Raw genomic sequence first — 20,048 nt, 5'->3', positions numbered from 1 at the left:
CCCGACGGCGGCCGTAGCATTGCGTGGTTCCCTGGAGCGGGCCACCGGTCCCTCCACGGATGCTGGGACCGCGCGAAGCGCTCGGCCCAGTCCGGCACCACCACCGGCCGACCGGGCCGCACCGACACACGAGAGCGACGACACGACATGGCGACCTACAGTCCGAGAGCCAGCGAGATCCACCGCCAGTGGCACGTGGTGGACGCCGAGGGCATGGTCCTCGGTCGGATGTGCACCGAGGTGGCACGACTGCTGAAGGGCAAGCACAAGCCGATGTACACCCCGCACATCGACACCGGCGACCACGTCGTGGTGATCAACGCGGACAAGATCGTGATGACCTCCGGCAAGGCCGAGCGCACGATGAAGTACCGCCACTCGGGCTACCCGGGCGGCATCAAGTCCGAGTCCTACGCCAAGCTGCACGCGCGCAAGCCCGCCGAGGCGGTGCGCCAGTCGATCCGGGGGATGCTGCCGAAGGGGCCCCTCGGGCGCCAGCAGCTGACGAAGCTCAAGGTGTACGCCGGACCCGACCACCCCCACGGCTCACAGAAGCCGACGCCGCTGTCGATCGACCACGCGAAGGCCCGCTGAGCGGCGTCGACGTACGACGAGGAAGAGGACGAACATGACCGCACCGCTCACCCAGACCACCGGCCGCCGCAAGCGTGCCGTGGCCCGCGCCCAGCTCCGCCCCGGAACCGGGCAGTTCACCATCAACGGCAAGTCGCTCGAGGCGTACTTCCCGACCGACGCGTCGCAGAAGGTCGTCGCCGAGCCGCTCTCGGTGACCGAGACGCGCGAGTCGTACGACGTGACCGCCACGATCCACGGCGGCGGCTCGAGCGGGCAGGCCGGCGCGCTGCGGATGGCGATCGCCCGTTCGCTCGTCGAGATCGACCCCGAGTCGCGCAACGTGCTCAAGACCTCCGGCCTCCTCACGCGCGACCCGCGCAAGAAGGAGAGCAAGAAGTACGGCCTGAAGAAGGCCCGCAAGGCGCCCCAGTTCACCAAGCGCTGAGCCGCGCCGAGCTCGTCCGGTCGGCGGTATCGTGAGGTTCGGGACCGACGGGGTCCGCGGCGTCGCCCACACCGAGCTCACCACGGCGTTCGCCGAGCACCTCGCCCGCAGCGCCGCGACGGTCCTCGGTGGCGCCGCGTGCAGGGAGGTCGTCGTCGGTGGTGACACGCGCGAGTCCACCCCGGCGTTCGAGGACGCCGTCACCCGTGGGTTCCGTGCCGCCGGTCTCGACGTGGTGCGCCTCGGTGTCGCCCCCACCCCCCTCGTGGCCCACGAGGCGCGACGGCGCGGGGCGATGGGCGCCGTCGTGTCGGCGTCGCACAACGGGTACCGCGACAACGGGATCAAGCTGTTCGCACCCGGTGGGACCAAGCTCGCCGACGACGTGCAGGAGCTGATCGAATCCGAGCTGGCGCGATCCGCGCCGACGCCCCCCGACGCCGAGCGCGTCGGCGAGGTGTCCACGACGCACGACGTGCGGGCGTACGTCGACCACGTGCTGTCCGCGCTCGAGGGACGCAGCCTCGAGGGGATGCGCGTGGTGCTCGACGTCGCGAACGGCGCCGCCCACTCCGTCGCGCCGCAAGTGCTCCGCCGCGCCGGCGCCGAGGTGGTCGTCGTCGCCGATCGTCCCGACGGCAGGAACATCAACGACGGGTGCGGTGCCACCGTCCCGGGCTTCGCCGCCTCCCACGTCGAGCGCACCGGGGCGGACGCGGGGATCGCCCTCGACGGTGACGCCGACCGGCTGATCGCGCTCGACCACCTCGGCAGGGTCGTCGACGGGGATCACGTGCTCGCCATCTGCGCCGAGGACCTCCGCGACCGGGGTCGACTCCGCGACGACACCGTCGTGGTGACCGTCATGTCGAACCTCGGCTTCCGCCTCGCGATGGAGGACGCAGGGATCCGTGTCGTGGAGACGCGCGTCGGCGATCGCTACGTGCTCGAGGCGCTCGCGGCCGGCGGGTACTCGCTCGGCGGTGAGCAGAGCGGCCACGTCGTGTTCCCCGAGCTCGCGACGACGGGCGACGGGGTGCTGACCGCGCTCGTGCTCCTCGACGTCGTCGCCCGCTCGGGGCGTCCGCTCGCGGAGGTCGCGCGGTCCGCGATGACGTCGCTCCCGCAGGTCCTCGTCAACGTCGCCGTCGGCGAGCGGGTGCCCGACGTCGCCGAGCGCCTCGCCGCCGAGGTGGGTCGCGTCGAGTCCGAGCTCGCGGGGACCGGACGGGTGCTGCTGCGTGCGAGCGGGACCGAGCCGCTGATCCGGGTGATGGTCGAAGCCGCCGACGCCGACGGCGCACAGCGCGCCGCCGACGACCTCGCCGAGATCGTGCGCGCCCGCTTCGCCTGACCTCCCGCCTCGACACCCCGACCGACCGGCCCGCCCGTCACGGACGGGGTCGGACCACGGCGGCGATGCGCCGGCGGAGCGGAGGGGTCGTGGCGAGCGCCGTTCGGGGAGTGGGCGAGGTGAGTAGCGTGGTCGGCCATGTGCGGAATCATCGGCGTCGTCAGCCGACCCTCGCGACGCTCGACGCCCCGTTCGGAGAACCTGCTCGGAGGCCTCGACGACGCCGTCCAGGCGGTGCCCGACCTCGTGTCGGCGATCGAGGCGCTGCACCAGGTCGACGCCGCGCTGCGCGGGGTGCCCGGGGTCCTCGCGCTGCGGGGTCAACCCGATCTGGTGGGCGCGATCGTGCGGCGCCTCGACCGGTTGGACGAGGTCTCGCGCGAGCGCGAGGCCGAGCTCGACCGTGGAGCCGGCGACGTCTCGGCCGAGGCGCTCGAGGCGGCCAACGCCGAGCTGATCGCGCTGCGCGACGTGGTGTGGGCGATCCGCCACGATCGACTGCGCGCGGCGCGCGAGGTCGAGGCGCTCGCGGGGCGCGACGCGACCGTCGACGCCGTGCGCGCCTACCTCGTCGTCCAGCAGGCGTTCTCCTCGCTCGACCGCCTCGAGGTCCGCGGCCGCGACTCGGCGGGGATCCACCTGTTCGTGTGGGGCCACGACATCGACGCGGACTCGCTGGCGGCGCTCGTCGCCGAGCGGGGCCGCGACCCCCTGTTCGAGTCGCACGCGGTCGTGTCCACCCAGGACGCCGAGGGCCGCTCGGTGCTGTCGTTCGTGTACAAGCAGGCCGCCGAGATCGGCGAGCTCGGGGACAACACCGCCGCGCTGCGTGCGGCGCTCGTGTCCGACGGCCTCCTGCGGCGGGCGGTGTCGTCGCGCGGGTCGCGGGTCTCGCTCGTCGGCCACACCCGGTGGGCGAGCGTCGGCATCATCAGCGAACCGAACACCCACCCGCTCAACTCCGTCGAGGTCGAGCGCAGCGGGGCCGAGCAGCAGGGGTCCGCCAGCCCCTACGTCGTCGCGGCGCTCAACGGCGACGTCGACAACCACGGCGACCTGCGCGCCGAGCACGATCTGCGGATCCCCTCCCCGATCACCACCGACGCCAAGGTCATCCCGACGATCACCTCCCGGCGCCTCGCCGACGGCCTCGGTGCCGTCGACGCGTTCCGGCGAACGGTGTCGACGTTCGAGGGCTCCGTCGCCATCGCGGCGATGACGGCCGCGTCCCCCTCGACGCTGCTGCTCGCCCTGCGCGGGAGCGGCCAGGGCCTCTACGTCGGGCTCGCCGAGGACTGCTACGTCGTCGCGAGCGAGCCGTACGGCGTGGTCGAGGAGACGTCGCGGTACGTGCGCATGGACGGCGAGCGCGGCGGGGAGATCGTCACCGTCGACGCCGGCGACGCCGGCGAGCTGTCGGGCGTCCACCGGTGCTCCTACGACGGATCGGAGATCCCCGTCGGCGACGACGACGTGATCACCGCCGAGGTGACGACGCGCGACATCGACCGGGGCCTCGCCCCCCACTACCTGCTGAAGGAGATCGGGGAGGCTCCCGACAGCTTCGCCAAGACCCTGCGCGGCAAGATCGCGTCGATCGACGCCGCCGACCCCGCCGGCGCGCTGCGCGCCGTCGTCGGGGAGCGCGCGCTGCCCCCGTCGATCACGGACCGCCTGGCCGACGGGACGATCACCCGGATCCGCGTGATCGGCCAGGGCACGGCCGCGGTGGCGGGCCAGAGCACGGCCGCCATCCTCGCCGAGCTCCTCGGCGACGAGATCGACGTCGACGCGATCACCGCGACCGAGCTGTCGGGCTTCCACCTCCGCCTCGACATGGGCGACACCCTGGCGATCGCGGTCAGCCAGTCGGGGACGACGACCGACACGAACCGGACCGTCGACCTGCTGCGCTCGCGCGGCGGCCACGTGGTGGGGATCGTCAACCGTCGCGGGTCCGACCTGACGGACAAGGCGGACGGGGTGATGTACACCTCCGACGGTCGAGACGTGGAGATGAGCGTCGCCTCGACCAAGGCGTTCTACTCCCAGGTGGCCGCCGGCGCCCTGCTCGCGTGCGCGATCGCGGAGGCGTCGGGCCGTGGCGACGCCGGGCGCCGCACCCAGCTCCTCGCCGCGCTGCGCACGATGCCCGACGCGATGCGCGCCACCCTCGGTCGCCGCTCGTCGATCGCCGACGCGGCGCGGCGCTTCGCCCCGTCGAAGAGGTACTGGGCCGTGGTCGGCAACGGGCCGAACAAGGTGGCCGCCGAGGAGGTGCGGATCAAGCTCAGCGAGCTCTGCTACAAGTCGATGGCCTGTGACTCCACGGAGGACAAGAAGCACATCGACCTGTCGTCGGAGCCGTTGATCCTGGTGTGCGCCGCCGGCCTGGAGGGGTCGACCGCCGACGACGTCGCGAAGGAGGTGGCGATCTTCTCGGCGCACAAGGCCACGCCGATCGTGTTCGCGACGGAGGGCGAGACGCGGTACCGCGCCGACGCGGTGATCGAGGTCCCGCGCGTGGACCCGTCCCTCGGGTTCGTGCTCTCGGCGATGGTCGGCCACCTGTTCGGCTACGAGGCGGCGCTCGCGATCGACGCCTCCGCGAACCCGTTGCGCTCGGCGCGCGAGATGATCGAGGAGCTCGTCGGGCTCGGCCTGTCGGGTGACGAGGCGCTCGAGCGCCTCGGCAGCGAGCTCGTCGCGATCGCGGAGAGCTTCCACGACGGCCTGCGCGCAGGGCTCTACGACGGCCACCTCGAGGCGTCGACCGCGGTCGGGCTGTCGCGGCTGCTCGGGCACGTGCTCTCGGACGGACCCGTCCACGCGTACCAGCGCGCCACGGGCAAGGTCGCCACCCCCGCGACGCTGATCGACGACCTGGTGATCTCGCTGACCTCGGCGATCGACGAGCTGACTCGCCCGGTCGACACGATCAAGCACCAGGCGAAGACGGTGACGGTGGGCATCTCGCGCAGCGACGAGGGGATCATCGGCCGCCCCCTGGTCCAGGCGGTGCTGGCGGCCGGGGCGGGTCGCGACGTGCTCAGCTACCGCACGTTGAAGATCCTCGCCGACCTCGACCCCGCGGTGGTCGACGTGCGCGGGTTCACGCGCTACGGCATCGACATGGGCACCCAGACCATCTCGATCATCGATCGTGGCGGGGTGTCGCGCGACCTCACCAGCCGCGTCGACGACGTGAGCCGGCTGAGGGGGACCAAGCACCGGGTGGCGACCGAGCGCGACGTCCTCGTCGGCACCGGCCGGCGTGACGGGCGCACCCTCGTGTTCGTCCCCGAGGTGAAGGGCAACGAGACGACGGGGCTGACCCTGCTGCACGTGAGGTTCCACGACACGCTCCCGGCCGAGGTGATGCGCGGCGTGCTCCAGGGCTACGACCGCCGCTACGACCGCCTGGTCGACACCGTGACCGAGACCGAGGGCGACTTCGACGAGTCGCTGCTGGGCGAGATCGGGGTGGAGCGGTTGCTCGTCGGACCGATCGTCGACACCGCCGAGCTGTGGCGCGCGCCTCGGTGAGCATCGTCGGGATCGGGATCGACCTGGTCGACATCGAGCGGTTCCGCGCCTCGCTCGCGCGCACCCCGTCGATGCGCGCCCGGCTGTTCACCTCCGACGAGCTCTCCTACGTGGAGCCCAAGCTCGACCCGGTCCCCTCGCTCGCTGCCCGGTTCGCCGCCCGCGAGGCGGCGATGAAGGCGCTGGGGCTCGGTCTCGGAGCGTTCGGCTTCCACGACGTGTGGGTGTCGCGCGCCGAGTCCGGTGCGCCGTCGCTCGTCGTCGAGGGGACCGCGCGGCGCCTGGCCGACGACGCGGGGGTCACCCGGTGGCACCTGTCGCTGACCCACTCCGACTCGACGGCGGGCGCCTACGTCGTCGCGCAGTGAGCTCGAGCGAGCCGACGACCGCGCAGATTCTCCCCGTCGGGGCCGACGCTGCGAACATGGGCGGATGATCGACGAGTACACCGCCGCCTGGAACGAGCTGACCGCCCCCGGCGCTCCCTTCGAGATGGAGGAGATCGAGGTCCGCGGGGTCCCGATGCGCGTGTTCCCCACCGCTCCGCCGTCGATGCGGGCGCTGTGGGAGGCGGCCGCCGGGTACGGCGACCGCGACTACGTGGTCTACGAGGACGAGCGCCACACCTACGCCGAGGCCCACGCGATCGTCCGCTCGCTCGCCCGCGCGCTCGTCGACGACTACGGCGTCGAGCCCGGTGACCGCGTCGCGCTGGCGATGCGCAACTACCCGGAGTGGGTGTTCTCCTACTGGGCGATCGTGTCGGTCGGCGCCGCCTGCGTCGGGATGAACGCGTGGTGGACCAGCGACGAGATGGTGTACGGCCTCGCCGACTCGCGACCGAAGCTGCTGATCTGCGACGACGAGCGCCTGGAGCGGGTCGTTCCCGTCCTCGACGACCTCCGCGGCGACGACGACGCCCTGGAGCTGCCGATCGTCGTCACCCGCCACGACGGCGACCTGCCGAGCGGTGCGGCCCGGTGGGACGACGTGGTCGACGCCGCCGGCGCACCCGACTCGCTGCCGCCGGTCGACATCGACCCCGACGACGACGTGTGCATCTTCTACACCTCCGGCACCACCGGGTTCCCCAAGGGCGCCCAGCTCACCCACCGCGGCTCGGTGCACAACGTGATGCACCTCGCGTTCATGGCCGCGGTGGCCTCCCTCGCGGCGACGAAGGCGGGTCTGCCGAGCCCTCCCGGGCGGGCCACGATCGACGCCGACGGGCCCCAGATGGTCTACATGGCGCCCACGCCGCTGTTCCACGTCACGGCGAACAACTGCCTGCTGCAGCCGGCGACGCTCACCGGCGCGCGGATCGTGTTCACGTACAAGTGGGACGCCGGTCGCGCCCTCGAGCTGATCGAGCGCGAGGGCGTCACGACGTTCTCCGGCGTCCCGACGATGAGCCGCGAGATGCTGATGCACTCCGACTGGGAGCGCCGCGACACCTCGACCGTGATGGGCATGGGCGGCGGCGGTGCCCCCGTCCAGCCGGACCTCGTCGAGAAGATCGGGAAGTCGCTGAAGGGGGGAGCGCCGAGCACCGGCTACGGCCTGACCGAGACCCACGGGATCGTCACGGCGAACTCCGGCGCGCTCTACCTCGCGAAGCCGGCCTCGTGCGGGCGGGTCGTGCCGTGCCTCGACGCCCGCCTGGAGGACGAGGACGGCAACATCGTGTCCGGGCCGGGGGTCCGCGGTGAGCTGAGCGTGCGCGGGTCGGTGGTGATCAAGGGGTACCTGAACCGACCGGAGGCCACCGCCGACGCGATCCGCGACGGGTGGTTCCGCACCGGCGACATCGCCGAGATCGACGACGACGACTTCGTGTTCATCGTCGACCGGGCCAAGGACATGGTGCTGCGCGGCGGGGAGAACGTCTACTGCTCCGAGGTCGAGGCCGCCGTCTACGCGCACCCCGACGTCGCGGAGGCGGCGGCGTTCGGCGTGCCCGACGATCGCCTCGGCGAGATCGTCGGCATCGCGATCGTGAGGACGCCGGGAGGCACCCTCGACGAGGACGGACTGAGGTCGTTCCTGGACGGCACGCTCGCGAAGTTCAAGATCCCCGAGCGCGTGTGGTTCCTCGACAGCGAGCTCCCGCGCAACGCGAACGGCAAGTTCGTCAAGCGCGAGCTGCGCGACACGCTCCTCGCCTGACGCCGGTCGGTCGTCGCCCCGCCGCGGGGTCGCGGCGGGGCCGCGGCGGGGCCGCGGCGGGGGCGATGCGCCCGCCGCGGGCCCCGGGCGGCTCGCGCTCTGACAGACTCGCGCCATGATCCCCGTCGTCACCCCCGCGCAGATGCGTGCGGTCGACGCGGACGCTCCGGAGGGGGTCGCCGAGCTGATCTCGCGCGCCGGCGCAGCGGTCGCCCGCCACGCGCTCGAGGTGCTCGGCGGGGCGTACGGGCGCACGGTCCACGTGATCGCCGGGCCGGGCGACAACGGCGCCGACGGCCGCGACGCAGCCGAGCGGCTGCGTCGGCGCGGGGTGCGCGTCGTGGTGCACGACGTCGGCTCGGTCCCCGCAGAGCTGGTGGGGGCCGACCTGGTCGTCGACGCCGCCTTCGGCACCGGCTACCGGGCCGATCCCGACCGCCCGTGGATCGCTCCCGACGTCGGCGACGCACCGGTGCTCGCGGTCGACGTGCCGAGCGGGATCGACGCCCACGGCGTCGCCGCCGCCGAGCGCATCCTGCGCGCACGGCGCACGGTCACCTTCCAGGCGCTCAAGCCGGGCCTGGTGCTGGCCGACGGCGCCCGCCTCGCCGGCGAGGTGCACGTGGCCGACATCGGTCTCGACGTGTCGCGGGCCACGTGCCACCTCGTGGAGTCGTCCGACGTCGCGCGCTGGTGGCCCGAGCGCGCCCGCGACGCGCACAAGTGGGACGGGGCGCTCGCGGTGATCGCGGGCAGCGCCGACATGCCCGGAGCGGCCGAGCTGTGCACCGCGGCCGCCGCGCGCGCCGGGAGCGGCCTCGTCTCGTGCTCGTCGCCGGGGGCGCGCCCGCGGACGCGCAGCGAGATCGTGCAGACCGAGATCGGCGAGAGCGACTTCGCAGCCGCAGCGCTCGAGCGGATGGAGCGCTTCTCGGCCCTCGTGATCGGCCCGGGCCTGGGTCGGGCGGAGGGGGTGCTCGAGTCGGTGCGGCGCTGCGTGGCCGAGGCGCCGGTGCCGGTGCTCGTCGACGGTGACGCGATCACCGCGATCGCCGCTGCGGACGGCGGCGCGGCCGCGCTGATCGGTGCGCGCAGCGCACCGACGGTGCTGACCCCCCACGACGGTGAGTTCCGAACCCTCACCGGCGAGCTCCCCGGTGCGGACCGCGTCGCCGCGGCACGCGGCCTCGCGGCGGAGCTGGGCGCGACGGTCCTGCTGAAGGGCCCGACGACGATCGTGGCGTCGGGGAACGGCGACGCCCCCGTCCGGGCGCGCGACGAGGCGCGCGCCCTGCTGGTCGACCGCGGCGACGAGCGCCTCGCGACGGCGGGGTCGGGCGACGTGCTGTCGGGCATCGTCGGCGCGCTGCTCGCGAGCGGCGTCGATCCGGTCGAGGCCGCCGCGGCCGGCGCCTGGATCCACGGCGCCGCGTCCGATCTCGGTCCGGCGCGTGGTCTGCTCGCGGGTGACATCGTGGATCTGCTCCCCGCCGCCCTCGGTTCGCTGCGATGACGGCGGACCTGAGGTGGGCGTGGGCCGAGGTCGACGCCGACGCCATCGCGCACAACGTGCGCGTCCTGCGCGAGCGGGCCGCGCCCGCCGCGGTGTGGGCGGTGGTCAAGGCCGACGGCTACGGCCACGGCGCGCTCACCACGGCGAGAGCGGCGATCTCGGCCGGCGCCGAAGGCCTGTGCGTCGCCCTCGTCCAGGAGGGGATCGACCTGCGCCGAGCGGGGATCGACGCGCCGATCCTCGTCCTCAGCGAGCAGCCGCCGCAGACCGCGCCGTACGTCGTCGAGCACCGTCTCACCCCGACGGTGTACCGGCGCGAGTTCCTCGACGCCCTCGTCGACGAGCGCCCGGCCGGGCTCGGCGTCCACGTCAAGGTCGACACCGGGATGCAGCGGGTCGGCGTCCACCCCCACGCCGCGGCGTCGCTGGTGTCCGCCATCGTCGAGCGGGCGCCGGCGGTGCGCCTCGCGGGGATGTACACCCACCTCGCCGTGGCCGACGACGACTCCGCCGAGTCGATCGAGTTCACCCGGCGCCAGCTCGACGTCCTCTCGGACATCGCGGACTCGGTCCCCTCGGAGGTCAGCCTGCACGCCGCCAACTCGGCGGGGGCGCTCGCCCACCCCGCGTCGCGCCTGTCGTTCGTGCGCGCCGGCATCGCGGTGTACGGGATCTCGCCCGGACCGGGGGTCGACGAGATCGCGTCCGATCTCCGCCCGGCGCTCGAGCTGCGGGCGCGCGTGTCCTTCGTCAAGCAGGTCCGGTCGGGGAGCCGGATCTCCTACGGCCTGCGCCACCGCTTCGAGCGCGACGCCACGGTCGCCACCGTCCCGATCGGCTACGCCGACGGCGTCCCCCGGCGGCTCTGGTCGGTCGGCGGCGAGGTCCTGATCGGCGGTCGCCGGTGCCCGATCGTCGGGGTCGTCACCATGGACCAGCTGATGGTCGACTGCGGCGATGCCGACGTGCGCGTCGGCGACGACGTCACCCTGATCGGCACGCAGGCCGCCTCGGACGGCACCACCGACACGATCCTCGCGCAGGACTGGGCCCGTCGCCTGGACACGATCGGGTACGAGATCGTGTGCGGCATCTCGCCACGCGTCGCTCGCGTCCCACGCCGTAGCATCGATCACTGATGTCCGAGCACGACCTCGAGCTGCGAGCCGCGAGCCGCGCCGACACCGACGCCGTCGCCGCCGCGGTCGCACGACTCGCCCGCCCGGGCGACATCATCGTGCTGGCCGGCGAGATGGGCGCCGGCAAGACCGCGTTCGCGCAGGGGTTCGGCCGGGCGCTCGGTGTCACCGAGCCGATGACGTCGCCCACCTACACCCTGGTCCACAGCCACCCGGTCGAGACCGGCGCGCACGCCGGGCGCGTCACCCTCCACCACGCCGACCTGTACCGGCTCGAGCACACCTCGGAGGTCTCCGACCTCGCGCTGCGCGAGCTCGCCGAGTTCGCCGGCATCGTGCTCGTGGAGTGGGGTGACGTGGTCGATCTGTTCGGCGACCACCTCGTCGTCCGCCTCGCCGCCGACGGCGACGCGCCCGTCGACGACGCCGCCCTCCTCGACGGTGCCCGGCGGATCGACATCGGCGCCGTCGGTGGATCGTGGGCGGGCCGTTGGGGCCGCCTCGCCGACGCGGTGGGGAGCCACCGGTGCTGATCCTGGGCGTCGAGACCGCGACCGAGCGGGTCAGCGTGGCGATCGGCGGCCACGAAGGGGTGATCGGGTTGTTCGAGGTGACCAAGGGTCGTCGCCACGCCGAGACCCTCGTCCCCGCGATCGAGTTCACCTGCCGCCAGGCGGGCGTCGACCTCGACGAGATCAGCGTCGTCGCCGTCGACGTCGGGCCCGGGCTGTTCACCGGGATGCGCGTCGGCCTCGCATCGGCCAAGGCGATCGCCCAGGCGCTGCGGATCCCCATGATCGGCATCTCGTCGCTCGACCTGCTCGCGTTCGCCTGCCGCCACAGCGACCGGGTGGTCGTCCCCGTGGTCGACGCACGCAAGGGCGAGGTGTTCTACGCGATGTACCGCCAGGTCCCCGGTGGGATCCAGCAGATCGCCGAGCCCCAGGTGGGCCCGGTCGACGACCTCGTCGGCGATCTGATGGCACGCAACCAGGACGCCCTGTGCGTGGGCGGCGGAGCCCGCCGCTACCGCGACGAGATCCTCGACGGCTACCACTGCGAGATCGGCGGCGACAGCCACCCCTCGGCCGCGCCCCTCGTCCAGCTGGCCCACGCCCGAGCGCTGCGGGAGGAGTGGGTCAACGCCCGCGACATCGAGCCGGTGTACCTGCGCGCCCCCGACGCGCTGATCAACTGGAAGACGAGGGGATCGAGGTGAGCGTCGTCGAGCGGGTCCTCGGGCGCGCCGGCCGCGACGTGGACGCCACGTGCGGCCGCATCGACGGCGCGGTGCTCGAGATCGCGCCGATGCGCCGACGGGACCTGCGCGACGGGGTGCTCGAGACGGAGCGGCACGCGTACCCGTCGCCGTGGTCGACGTCGGTCTTCCAGAGCGAGGTCGACCAGATGCGGTCGGGCACCCGCCACTACGTGACGGCGCGCCTCGTCGCTCCGGGGCCCGACCGGGGCGGGGTGCGCGACCGACCGGCCCACCGGGGGGCGCACGGACGCATCGTGGGGCACGCCGGACTGTGGTTCACCGGCGACGAGGCCCACGTCACCAACGTCGCCGTCCACCCCGACCTCCGCCGGACCGGGGTCGGGCGCGAGCTGATGCTCGTGCTCGCCGACGAGGTCGTCCGGCGCGGCTGCGCTGCGTGGACGCTCGAGGTCCGGGCGTCGAGCCGGGGCGCGCAGCAGCTCTACCACCGCTTCGGGTTCGTCCCGGCCGGGGTGCGGGTCCGCTACTACGAGAACGTGGAGGACGCGATCGTGATGTGGTGCCACGACGTCTCGACCGAGGAGTACGCGGCGCGCCTCGACGCGCTGCGCGATCGCCCGCTCCGCCACGCCACCGGGGAGAGCCCACGATGACCGCCACCGAACCCGCCACTCGAACCGCCGCCGAGCCCACCGGCGGCGGTGGTCCGGTCCCCGTCGACGCCTCGACCCTGGTGCTCGGCATCGAGACGAGCTGCGACGAGACGGCCGCGGCGCTCGTGATGGGCGGCGACGACGTCGTGTCGAACGTCGTCTCGACCCAGATCGACCTGCACGCCGACTTCGGCGGCGTGGTGCCCGAGGTGGCCTCGCGCGCCCACCTCGACGCCCTCAACCCGGTGATCGCGCGCGCCATCGTCGAGGGGGGCGTCGAGGAGTCGCGCATCGACGCGATCGCGTGCACCGTCGGGCCGGGCCTCGTCGGCGCCCTGCTGGTGGGCGTGTCGGCCGCGAAGGCGCTGGCCCTCGCGTGGGACAAGCCCTTCGTCGGCGTGAACCACATGGAGGCCCACCTCTACGCGGCATCGCTGGAGGATCCGACGCTCGAGTTCCCGCTCGTCGTGCTGCTCGTCTCGGGAGGGCACACGATGCTCGTGGAGATGCGCGACCACGGCCGCTACCGGCTGCTCGGCCAGACGATCGACGACGCGGCCGGCGAGGCGTTCGACAAGGTGGCGCGCTTCTTGGACCTCGGCTACCCGGGTGGGCCGGCGATCGACCACGCGTCGATGCTCGGTGACCCGGAGGCGATCGCGTTCCCCCGGGCGATGATGGACTCCGGCCTCGACTTCTCCTTCTCGGGGCTCAAGACGGCGGTCGTCAACCACGTGCGTGCCCACGACGACGTCGCCGACGCGGACGTCGCGGCCTCGTTCCAGGCGGCGGTCGTCGACGTGCTGGTCACCAAGGCGCGACGCGCCGCCCGGCAGGTCGGAGCCACCGGGATCGTGCTCGGGGGCGGTGTCGCGGCGAACTCGTCGCTGCGCGAGGAGATCCTCACCGCGTGCGAGGAGGACGGGATCCAGGGCTTCCTGCCCAGCCGCGAGATGTGCACCGACAACGCGGCGATGATCGCCGCCGCGGGGTGGCACCGCCTCCGCTCCGACGGCCCGTCCCCGCTCGACATCGGCGCCACGCCCAACCTCAAGCTCCCGCTGATCGACTGACCGGGCACCCGCTCCGCGCCAGGTCACGCACCCTGGCGCGCTCGGGGTGGCGCACGCACCACTGCGCGGCGTGAGACACTGGGCCGATGTCGAACGACGACACACGACCGAACCCCCGCGAGGGTGACGACGAGGACCTCGCGTCGCTCGCGCAACCGCCGACCGAGCCCGTTCCCACCGTCGAGGGGACCGGCACGCCGCGCTCGGACGCCGGCGGAGGGTGGTCCCGACCGGACGGCCCCGACGCCGATCCGACCGGTGCGCCCGTTGCGGCGTCCGACCCCGAGGTGCCCGAGTCCGAACCGACCCGGGTGATGCCGGCGGTCCCGGGCCCGGCCGCCGGCTCGGATCCGACGACCGCCGTCGGCTCGAGCGACGTCACCCCCTCGGGCGGAACCCCCGTGACGGGCTCGCCCGCCGCGGCCGCGGGCGCGACCGCGGCGGCGACGCCCCCGATCGTGCCGCCGGGGCACACGACGGTCACCCCGCTCCCCGACGAGCCCCGCCCGTGGTACCAGCAACCCGCCGGCATCGCCGCGCTCGTCGTCGCGCTCCTCGTCATCGGCGCCGTGATCCTCGCGGTGATCCTGTCGCGCGGCGACGACGACACCGACGGCGGAGGTCTCGACGACCTCGCGCGCCAGTCGGTCGCCGTGGCGATGATCCGCCTCGATGCCGACGGCAACCCGAAGAGCACCGGTCTCGCCGCCACCGTGACCGGCCAGCCGTCGCCCGACGACGTCCGCTGGCTGGTCCCGGCCGACGCCACGCCCGGTTCGCCGGCGATCCGTGGCACGGACGCGAACGGTCGCGTCGAGTTCCGCTGGGGCCCCGGCGAGGGGACGGACCCGGCCGTGTGGTCGTCGACCGCCGTCCTGGCCGAGCGCTCGACGGTCACGTCGATCTCCGGCGAGTGCAGCCTCGAGCGGGGCGACTCCGTCGAGCCGCTGGTGGTGACGGTCGACATCGCCGTCGACCCGGCGGCCGAGCAGGGCGACCCGATCGCGACGTACTCGTTCCCCAACGCCCGCTTCGGGCCCGGAGACGCGGTGTCGTGCACGTTCAGCGACACGCCGGACACGACCCCGGCACCCCCGGTGACCGAGATCCTCGAGACGACCCCCGCGTCCTCGAGCACGGTCGTCGACACCACGACGACCGTCCCCGAGACCACGACGACCGTCCCCGAGACGACCACCTCGACCTCGACGACCACCACGACCACGACGACCACGACCACGACCACCACCTCCACGACGGTGCCCCCGCCCAGCGGTCCGGGGCTCGCGCAGTTCCTGTCGTCGCAGTCGAACCTGGGTGAGACGACCGATCTGCTCGAGCGCACCGGTCTGCTCGACGAGCTCGCCGCCTCCGACCAGCCGTTCACCCTCTTCGCCCCCGACGACGAGGCGATCGACGCCCTCGCCGACAGCGGGGTCGACCTGTCCGACGACGACGTCGTGCGCGAGCTGCTCCTCGCGCACGTCGCTCCCCGAGCGCTGTCGGGCGCCGACGTGCTCGCCGCGACGGAGATCGAGGTGCGCGAGGGCGCCCCGCAACCGGTCGACTCGGCGGCTCGCCCGCCCACGATCGGCGGTGCTCCGCTCGAGCAGCTCGACAACGTCGTCGACGGCGGGATCGTCCACGTCGTCGGGGGGACGATGGCCCCGCGGACGTGACGGTGGAGCCGGGACCGGACCGGGGTCGAGCACCGTCGAGCGTGCTGGCGGTGACCGACGTCGGGCGCACGATCGACGTCGACGGGAGGTCGTGGCCGACGGCGGTCGTCGACGCGCGCGACGACCCGGCCGTGTCGGACCTCGCGCGCGTGCACGCCGTCGAGGGCGTCGGCGACGTCACCACCGAGGCGGCGCTGGTGGCGACGGACCCGACCGACGACGCGACCTCGGGCGTCGATCACCTGCTCGTGGTGTCGGTGGCGGTGACGGTGCCGGTGATCTGCACGTTCGCGATCGTCTTCTCGCTCCCGCTCCACGGCGGGTTCCTCGACGACGTCGTCGCGAGCGGGGACCTCGTGATCGCGACGACCGAGCCGCGTGCGGCGGCGCACGAGCGGCCGCTGTGGCTGGCCGTCGACATCGACGGCGACCGGTTGGGGTCGGTCCTCGCCGGCCGCTGAGGGCCGCCGGGCGCGCGGGCCGGCGGCGCGCCGATCGGGAGCGCCACGTCCGGCGCCTCGTCGGGATCGTCGGCCGGGCCACGCCGGTACCGTTGCGGAGGTGTCGTTGCTGATCGGTGACCACGCGCTCGCCGCACCCGTCGTGCTCGCCCCGATGGCGGGCGTCACCAACGCGCCGTTCCGGGCCCTGTGCCGCCGGTTCGCGCCCGGTCTCGCGTACGTCAACGAGATGGTGATGGCCACCCCCGTCGTCCAGGTCAACCCCAAGACCCACCGGATGATCACCTTCGCCGACGACGAGTTCCCCCGCAGCCAGCAGCTCTACGGCAGCGACCCGGTGATCATGGGCGAGGCGGTCCGCCAGCTCTGCGACGACGGCCGCGTCGATCACGTCGACATCAACTTCGGCTGCCCGGCGGCGAAGGTGACCCGGCGCGGGGGAGGGGCCGCCGTCCCGGCGCGCCCCGAGCTGCTCCGGTCGATCGTGCGCGCGGCGGTCCGCGCCGCCGCGCCCCACGGGATCCCGGTGACGACGAAGTTCCGCATGGGCCTGTTCGACGACTGGCCGACGTTCCGGCGCACGGGCGAGGTGTGCGCCGAGGAGGGGGTGGCGTCGATCGCGATGCACGCGCGCACCGTCGAGCAGCACTACTCCGGCGACGCCCGCTGGGAGGCGATCGGCGAGCTCAAGGAGCACATGGCGTCGCTCGGCTCCGACCTGCCGGTGCTCGGCAACGGTGACATCTGGGAGGCCGCCGACGCCGTCGCGATGATCGAGCGCACCGGGTGCGACGGCGTGGTCATCGGCCGCGGCTGCCTCGGGCGGCCGTGGCTGTTCGCCGATCTCGTCGACGCCCTGTCCGGGCGGCCGGTCGCCGGCCCGCGCACCCTCGGGTTCGTCGCGTCGGTGATGGCCGACCACGCGGCGGCGCTGGCGCAGCTGATGGGGGAGGACCACGCGATGCGTGACTTCCGCAAGCACACCGGGTGGTACATGAGCGGCTACCCGGTCGGGTCGGAGATCCGTCGCCGCTTCTCCACGACCGCGACGCTCGCCGAGCTCGACGACATCCTCGCCGCGATGCTCGACCGGGCGGGGGAGGGCGCCACGGTGGTCGACGGCGGCGAGCGCATCAAGCGCGGCCACACCAACGGCCCGATCCGGGTGGCCCTCCCCGAGGGCTGGCTCGACGGCGAGGCGCGCCACGCGCTCGACTCCGACGTGACGGTCCCCGACGACGCGGACGTGCTGGCGCTGTCGGGCGGATGATCACCGTCCCCGAGGCGGTCACGGTCGTGCTCGCGTCGCGATCGCCACGCCGCCGCGACCTGCTCGCGTCGATCGGGCTCGAGTTCGAGGTCCGCCCAGCCGACGTCGACGAGACCCCCCGCCCCGTCGAGGACCCGGCCGACTACGTCCGTCGCCTGTCGCTCGACAAGTCGGGTGCCGTGCGCGCCGACGTCGTCATCGCCGCCGACACCACCGTCGACGTCGACGGCCGGATCCTCGGCAAACCCGACGACGACGACGACGTGCGGCGGATGCTGCGGACGCTGTCGGGCCGCACGCACCGGGTGCGCACCGGCGTCACCGTGGTCGGACCGTCCGCGTCCGTCACCGAGGTGGTGACCACGCAGGTCACCTTCGTCGAGCTGCGCGCCGAGGCGATCGACTGGTACGTCCGCTGCGGCGAGGGGCGCGACAAGGCGGGCGCGTACGGCATCCAGGGTGCTGCCGCGGCCTTCGTCGCCGCGGTGGACGGCAGCGTCAGCAACGTCGTCGGGCTCCCGTTGGCCGAGACGGTCGCGATGCTGCGGACCGTGCTCGGCGCTGACTGACGGCCGCTCGGCGACGACCGCGAGCGGTGCCGGCCGAGCCGGGTCATCCGACCGGCCGCCACCGGCGACCGCGACCGGGGTGCGGTCCACGGCACGGATTGGCACTCGCGCACGACGGTTGCCAACGCCGGGTCGGCGCGCCTAGTCTGGCACTCGGTTTCAGGGAGTGCCAGATCGGGTACGTCCCTGAGCTGAGGCCGACGTCAGTCGACGTCGCCGCCGCAACATCCGCAACGCACGTGCACTGCCACTGGAGGCATGAACCCATGAACCTGAAGCCACTCGATGACCGCATCGTGGTCCGGCCCGCCGAAGCCGAGACGCAGACCGCTTCCGGTCTCGTCATCCCCGACACTGCGAAGGAGAAGCCCCAGCAGGGCGAGGTCCTCGCCGTCGGCCCGGGCAAGCGCTCCGACTCGACCGGTGAGCTGATCGAGGTCGGGATCTCCGTGGGCGACACCGTCCTGTACTCGAAGTACGGCGGCACCGAGATCCAGTCCGGCGGCGAGGACCTCCTCGTGCTGAACAGCCGCGACGTCCTCGCCATTGTCGGCTGACCCCGCCGCATCCACGACCACACCACACGTACGCACGCAAGAAGCCAAGAGGAGCAACTCAGAATGGCAAAGATCCTGAAGTTCGACGACGAGGCCCGCCGGGCGCTCGAAGCCGGAGTCAACAAGCTCGCCGACGCCGTCAAGGTGACGATCGGCCCCAAGGGACGCAACGTCGTCCTCGACAAGAAGTTCGGCGCGCCGACGATCACCAACGACGGTGTGTCGATCGCCAAGGAGGTCGAGCTCGAGGACGTCTTCGAGAACATGGGCGCCCAGCTCGTCAAGGAGGTCGCGACCAAGACCGACGACATCGCGGGTGACGGCACGACCACCGCGACCGTGCTCGCCCAGGCGATGGTCTCGGCCGGCATGAAGAACGTCGCCGCCGGAGCCAACCCGATGGAGATCAAGCGCGGCATCGAGAAGGCCGTCGCCGCGGCGGTCGAGTCGATCCGCAAGCAGGCCAAGGACGTCGACGACAAGAAGGACATCGCCTCCGTCGCCACGATCTCGGCCGCCGACGCCAGCGTCGGCGAGGTCATCGCCGAGGCGATCGACAAGGTGGGCAAGGACGGCGTCGTGACCGTCGAGGAGTCGAACACCTTCGGCACCGAGCTCGACTTCACCGAGGGCATGCAGTTCGACAAGGGCTACCTGTCCCCGTACTTCGTGACCGACGCCGAGCGCCAGGAGGTCGTCCTCGACGACCCGTACATCCTGCTGCACAGCGCCAAGATCTCGACCGTCCAGACGATGCTGCCGACGCTCGAGTCGGTCATGCAGACCGGCAAGCCGCTGGTGATCATCGCCGAGGACATCGAAGGCGAGGCCCTCGCCACGCTCGTGGTGAACAAGATCCGCGGCACGTTCAACGCCGCGGCCGTCAAGGCCCCCGGCTTCGGTGACCGCCGCAAGGCGATGCTGCAGGACATGGCGACCCTCACGGGTGGCCAGGTCATCAGCGAGGAGGTCGGGCTCAAGCTCGACAACGTCACCCTCGACCTGCTCGGCACGGCCAAGCGCGTCGTGATCACCAAGGACAACACGACCATCGTCGACGGTGGCGGATCCAAGGACGACATCGACGGCCGCGTCAACCAGATCAAGGCCGAGATCGAGAACACCGACTCCGACTGGGATCGCGAGAAGCTCCAGGAGCGCCTCGCGAAGCTCGCCGGCGGTGTGGCGCTGATCAAGGTCGGCGCCGCCACCGAGGTGGAGCTGAAGGAGAAGAAGCACCGCATCGAGGACGCCGTGTCCTCTGTCCGCGCCGCGATCGAGGAGGGTGTGGTCGCCGGTGGCGGCACCGCCCTGATCCGGGCCCGCAAGGACGTCCAGAAGGTCGTCGACGAGCTCGAGGGCGACGAGAAGACCGGTGCGAAGACCGTCTGGGAGGCGCTCACCGCCCCCGGCCGCAACATCGCCAACAACGCCGGGCTCGAGGGCACCGTCGTGGTCCGCGAGGTCGAGGCCGCGAAGGGCTCGAAGGGCATGAACGCCGCGACCGGTGAGATGATGGACCTCATCGCCGCCGGCATCATCGACCCGGCCAAGGTGACCCGTGCGGGTCTCCAGAACGCCGCCTCGATCGCCGCGATGGTGCTCACCACCGAGTGCCTGATCGCGGACGAGCCCGAGGACGAGCCGTCGATGGGCGGCATGCCCGGCGGCGGCATGGGCGGCATGGGCGGCATGATGTGACGTCCCGCCGAGGCACCGCCCCCACGGGGCTCCGCCTCGGCGACGAGTGACCCGACGACGGGCGGATCGGCTCAGGCCGGTCCGCCCGTCGCGCGTCCCGGCCCGGGCCGCGCCGCTCGGCCGG

General features: G+C 73.0%; 18 protein-coding genes. All 18 read left to right on the top strand.

The window, feature by feature from the left end:
• Positions 1 to 147: 147 nt before the first annotated feature.
• The 18 genes from rplM (at position 148) to groL (ending at position 19,924) form a co-directional block, all read left to right on the top strand.
• Entirely contained in the window at positions 148 to 594 is a 447-nt protein-coding gene (gene rplM, locus ACOOHC_RS15170; protein ID WP_420451244.1) for a 50S ribosomal protein L13, read from the top strand.
• A gap of 34 nt (positions 595 to 628) precedes the next feature.
• Complete coding sequence (rpsI, locus tag ACOOHC_RS15165) at positions 629 to 1,021, top strand: 30S ribosomal protein S9 (RefSeq protein ID WP_420451243.1); 393 nt, start codon at positions 629 to 631, stop codon at positions 1,019 to 1,021.
• A 31-nt stretch (positions 1,022 to 1,052) separates the two neighbouring features.
• Positions 1,053 to 2,375, top strand: a complete 1,323-nt coding sequence (gene glmM / locus ACOOHC_RS15160) for a phosphoglucosamine mutase (protein ID WP_420451242.1) — start codon at positions 1,053 to 1,055, stop codon at positions 2,373 to 2,375.
• Between the two features lie 138 nt (positions 2,376 to 2,513).
• Complete coding sequence (locus tag ACOOHC_RS15155) at positions 2,514 to 5,921, top strand: SIS domain-containing protein (RefSeq protein WP_420451241.1); 3,408 nt, start codon at positions 2,514 to 2,516, stop codon at positions 5,919 to 5,921.
• Positions 5,918 to 6,289, top strand: coding sequence for a holo-ACP synthase (locus ACOOHC_RS15150; protein ID WP_420451240.1), 372 nt, complete (start codon positions 5,918 to 5,920; stop codon positions 6,287 to 6,289). The genes ACOOHC_RS15155 and ACOOHC_RS15150 overlap by 4 nt, the downstream gene beginning before the upstream one ends.
• A 64-nt stretch (positions 6,290 to 6,353) precedes the next feature.
• The gene (locus ACOOHC_RS15145; RefSeq protein ID WP_420451239.1) at positions 6,354 to 8,087 is read left to right on the top strand and encodes a class I adenylate-forming enzyme family protein; all 1,734 of its coding nucleotides are present in this window, start codon (positions 6,354 to 6,356) and stop codon (positions 8,085 to 8,087) included.
• 115 nt (positions 8,088 to 8,202) lie between these two features.
• Positions 8,203 to 9,600: an NAD(P)H-hydrate dehydratase gene (locus tag ACOOHC_RS15140; RefSeq protein ID WP_420451238.1), complete on the top strand. Its 1,398-nt coding sequence runs from the start codon at positions 8,203 to 8,205 to the stop codon at positions 9,598 to 9,600.
• Positions 9,597 to 10,739, top strand: a complete 1,143-nt coding sequence (alr, locus tag ACOOHC_RS15135) for an alanine racemase (protein ID WP_420451237.1) — start codon at positions 9,597 to 9,599, stop codon at positions 10,737 to 10,739. The genes ACOOHC_RS15140 and alr overlap by 4 nt, the downstream gene beginning before the upstream one ends.
• Positions 10,739 to 11,272: a tRNA (adenosine(37)-N6)-threonylcarbamoyltransferase complex ATPase subunit type 1 TsaE gene (gene tsaE / locus ACOOHC_RS15130; RefSeq protein ID WP_420451236.1), complete on the top strand. Its 534-nt coding sequence runs from the start codon at positions 10,739 to 10,741 to the stop codon at positions 11,270 to 11,272. The genes alr and tsaE overlap by 1 nt, the downstream gene beginning before the upstream one ends.
• Positions 11,266 to 11,958, top strand: a complete 693-nt coding sequence (gene tsaB, locus ACOOHC_RS15125; protein WP_420451235.1) for a tRNA (adenosine(37)-N6)-threonylcarbamoyltransferase complex dimerization subunit type 1 TsaB — start codon at positions 11,266 to 11,268, stop codon at positions 11,956 to 11,958. Before tsaE ends, tsaB begins: the two co-directional genes overlap by 7 nt.
• A complete protein-coding gene (gene rimI / locus ACOOHC_RS15120) occupies positions 11,955 to 12,614 on the top strand; it encodes a ribosomal protein S18-alanine N-acetyltransferase (RefSeq protein ID WP_420451234.1) in 660 nt (219 codons plus the stop codon). The genes tsaB and rimI overlap by 4 nt, the downstream gene beginning before the upstream one ends.
• Entirely contained in the window at positions 12,611 to 13,687 is a 1,077-nt protein-coding gene (tsaD, locus tag ACOOHC_RS15115) for a tRNA (adenosine(37)-N6)-threonylcarbamoyltransferase complex transferase subunit TsaD (protein ID WP_420451233.1), read from the top strand. Before rimI ends, tsaD begins: the two co-directional genes overlap by 4 nt.
• 86 nt (positions 13,688 to 13,773) lie before the next feature.
• Positions 13,774 to 15,366, top strand: coding sequence for a fasciclin domain-containing protein (locus ACOOHC_RS15110; RefSeq protein ID WP_420451232.1), 1,593 nt, complete (start codon positions 13,774 to 13,776; stop codon positions 15,364 to 15,366).
• A gap of 50 nt (positions 15,367 to 15,416) precedes the next feature.
• Complete coding sequence (locus tag ACOOHC_RS15105) at positions 15,417 to 15,827, top strand: hypothetical protein (RefSeq protein WP_420451231.1); 411 nt, start codon at positions 15,417 to 15,419, stop codon at positions 15,825 to 15,827.
• A gap of 100 nt (positions 15,828 to 15,927) precedes the next feature.
• Positions 15,928 to 17,097 carry a tRNA dihydrouridine synthase DusB gene (gene dusB / locus ACOOHC_RS15100; protein ID WP_420451230.1) on the top strand — a complete coding sequence of 390 codons (1,170 nt, stop codon included), beginning with the start codon at positions 15,928 to 15,930 and terminating at the stop codon, positions 17,095 to 17,097.
• Positions 17,094 to 17,666 carry a Maf family protein gene (locus ACOOHC_RS15095; protein ID WP_420451229.1) on the top strand — a complete coding sequence of 191 codons (573 nt, stop codon included), beginning with the start codon at positions 17,094 to 17,096 and terminating at the stop codon, positions 17,664 to 17,666. The genes dusB and ACOOHC_RS15095 overlap by 4 nt, the downstream gene beginning before the upstream one ends.
• 266 nt (positions 17,667 to 17,932) lie before the next feature.
• Entirely contained in the window at positions 17,933 to 18,223 is a 291-nt protein-coding gene (gene groES / locus ACOOHC_RS15090) for a co-chaperone GroES (RefSeq protein ID WP_420451228.1), read from the top strand.
• Between the two features lie 63 nt (positions 18,224 to 18,286).
• Entirely contained in the window at positions 18,287 to 19,924 is a 1,638-nt protein-coding gene (gene groL / locus ACOOHC_RS15085; protein WP_420451227.1) for a chaperonin GroEL, read from the top strand.
• Positions 19,925 to 20,048: the final 124 nt, after the last annotated feature.

This window comes from Ilumatobacter sp. (assembly GCF_965215205.1).
Taxonomy (GTDB): domain Bacteria; phylum Actinomycetota; class Acidimicrobiia; order Acidimicrobiales; family Ilumatobacteraceae; genus Ilumatobacter_A.
The sequence above is the reverse complement of the archived record's forward strand: the minus strand, read 5'-3'. Positions and strand labels throughout refer to the sequence as shown.

Excerpts from the sequence above, each read along its gene's own strand:
- rplM (WP_420451244.1), top strand. The coding sequence starts at position 148 with ATGGCGACCTACAGTCCGAGAGCCAGCGAGATCCACCGCCAGTGGCAC.
- rpsI (WP_420451243.1), top strand. The coding sequence starts at position 629 with ATGACCGCACCGCTCACCCAGACCACCGGCCGCCGCAAGCGTGCCGTG.
- ACOOHC_RS15155 (WP_420451241.1), top strand. The coding sequence starts at position 2,514 with ATGTGCGGAATCATCGGCGTCGTCAGCCGACCCTCGCGACGCTCGACG.
- ACOOHC_RS15145 (WP_420451239.1), top strand. The coding sequence starts at position 6,354 with ATGATCGACGAGTACACCGCCGCCTGGAACGAGCTGACCGCCCCCGGC.
- ACOOHC_RS15140 (WP_420451238.1), top strand. The coding sequence starts at position 8,203 with ATGATCCCCGTCGTCACCCCCGCGCAGATGCGTGCGGTCGACGCGGAC.
- alr (WP_420451237.1), top strand. The coding sequence starts at position 9,597 with ATGACGGCGGACCTGAGGTGGGCGTGGGCCGAGGTCGACGCCGACGCC.
- tsaE (WP_420451236.1), top strand. The coding sequence starts at position 10,739 with ATGTCCGAGCACGACCTCGAGCTGCGAGCCGCGAGCCGCGCCGACACC.
- tsaD (WP_420451233.1), top strand. The coding sequence starts at position 12,611 with ATGACCGCCACCGAACCCGCCACTCGAACCGCCGCCGAGCCCACCGGC.
- ACOOHC_RS15110 (WP_420451232.1), top strand. The coding sequence starts at position 13,774 with ATGTCGAACGACGACACACGACCGAACCCCCGCGAGGGTGACGACGAG.
- ACOOHC_RS15095 (WP_420451229.1), top strand. The coding sequence starts at position 17,094 with ATGATCACCGTCCCCGAGGCGGTCACGGTCGTGCTCGCGTCGCGATCG.
- groES (WP_420451228.1), top strand. The coding sequence starts at position 17,933 with ATGAACCTGAAGCCACTCGATGACCGCATCGTGGTCCGGCCCGCCGAA.
- groL (WP_420451227.1), top strand. The coding sequence starts at position 18,287 with ATGGCAAAGATCCTGAAGTTCGACGACGAGGCCCGCCGGGCGCTCGAA.